Below are 1,231 nucleotides of genomic sequence, written 5' to 3'. Positions count from 1 at the left end.
GCGGCATTCCGGCTCACTCCCGCGTTTTGGGTGAGCGCGAACGGCGGTGTGCCGGAATGGCTTCGGTCCAGAAGTCGTGGCGGACGGCATCCCAGAGTTTGGCTAGTTTCGGGAGGCGTTCGCGGGCTCGCACGAGGTCGGGATAATCGTCGGGGTCGAAAGAGGCTAGTGGTGTCGGGTCGGATGTGTTGTGTACGAACATGATTGCGATTTCGTGACGTTGGTTCAGCTGCCATGTTGCTTGCAGGCCGTCGACTTCGGTTCGGTGGATGCCGTCCATACGGTGTCCGCGGCGGTTATGACCGGGTGTCCCCGGCGGCGTGGGAATTCGCGTCGGTTAGCGCGTCGAGCACGTCCAGCAGGGTTGCGAGATCGGGGCCCCGCCATACCGGAGGTTCGCTTCCGATCGGTTCGAATGCCAGGCCGCGGGCCGCGGCGCGTTCGCGCGGGCTCATGGCCGGTGGGACGAGCGCGCCCGCGCGCACCAGACACCGCAGGGCCGCAGACTTCATCGCGCAGGTGACGGCACGGCATGTTATGTGCCGCTGCATGATTCGATGTGACTCGGCGACCGAGAGCGCGTGGTCGGGGTGTGCGTGATCCGGCGTGATGCTGCCGGGCATGGCGCGCGCCCATGTCACCGGCGGGCAGACCGTCTCCAGGTCGCAGGTCTCGCAGACGCGGGCGGGGGTGTTGTCCACGCTGGCCAGGTCGTGGATGATCAGGGCCGCGGCTTGTACACCGGCGGCGATGGTGAGGGCGTAGCCGATCGGATCGGTATCCGGATTCTCCGGTGGCCGGACGGTGTAGAGGTAGTGGTACCCCAGTTGTTCTGCGTGGCGGCGGATCTCGGCCGCATGCCGCGGCGCGGCAAGGCCGGACACGCCGGTGCGGACCAGGCCGACCGCCTTTGGTCTGCGCGCGTCGCGACCGTCCGATCGGGTACGGACGTAGGCTGTATCCGGCTGTCCCGCTTGCATGTTCGTCATCGTCGCGAACCTTCGCCTCGGCGTATCGGTGGTCAATGATGGCGGTCGTCCCGTGGGACCGGCCGACCGCCACGACTAGGATACACCCGCTGCGGGCGTCTTGGAAGGCGGAAACGGGAACCCCTGTCAATCGGCGGAAAAGCCCGAGAACCCGGACGGCATCGCCATCGACTCCCCGTTCGCCATCACCATCCCCTGGACCGAACTCGAATACTGATCATGGGCGCAAACCACTTCGAGGC

The 1,231-nt window shown here is 66.5% G+C and carries 1 protein-coding gene; it reads right to left on the bottom strand.

Annotated features, from left to right (window positions below; translation table 11 throughout):
• Window positions 1-296: 296 nt before the first annotated feature.
• Entirely contained in the window at window positions 297-989 is a 693-nt protein-coding gene (locus ACQP1T_RS12720) for a hypothetical protein (protein ID WP_433760175.1), read from the bottom strand.
• Window positions 990-1,231 lie beyond the last annotated feature (242 nt).

This window comes from Nocardia sp. CA-135398 (assembly GCF_050955845.1).
In the GTDB taxonomy this organism is placed as follows: Bacteria; Actinomycetota; Actinomycetes; order Mycobacteriales; family Mycobacteriaceae; genus Nocardia.
Note: the sequence above shows the minus strand (reverse complement) of the source record. Positions and strands in the feature narration are given on the sequence as shown.

What these genes read in the sequence shown, in the direction of transcription:
- ACQP1T_RS12720 (WP_433760175.1), bottom strand. Translation starts at nt 989, where the DNA reads ATGACGAACATGCAAGCGGGACAGCCGGATACAGCCTACGTCCGTACC.